The sequence below is a fragment of the Streptomyces sp. GbtcB6 genome (genome assembly GCF_019091475.1).
In the GTDB taxonomy this organism is placed as follows: Bacteria; Actinomycetota; Actinomycetes; order Streptomycetales; family Streptomycetaceae; genus Streptomyces; species Streptomyces hyaluromycini.
In genome coordinates, this window is record NZ_JAGXJL010000448.1 from 1 (window position 1) to 238 (window position 238).

1 pseudogene is annotated in these 238 nt (G+C 73.1%); it reads left to right on the forward strand.

The features are described 5' to 3' along the window. Window positions 1–209, forward strand: a pseudogene (locus KVT45_RS55620) (VCBS repeat-containing protein); the annotation flags it as partial. Window positions 210–238 lie beyond the last annotated feature (29 nt).

Here is a 238-nt window from a genome sequence, read left to right on the forward strand (position 1 = left end):
CGGTCCAGCTGGTCTCCTCCCTCCAGGCCGACTCGCTCACGCCGTACACGGGCTCCGCCTCGGGTCCCCTCACCCGGCTGACCGTCGGGCCCGCCACCGGCGCCTACGACGCGACGGCGGCCGACCTGGACGGCGACGGCGCCCGCGACCTCGTGGTGGCGGACAGCACGGGCGGCCGGGTCGATGTGTTCCGGGGAATTCAAGGGTGACTACCAGGAGCTGGTCGACGAGATCTCGG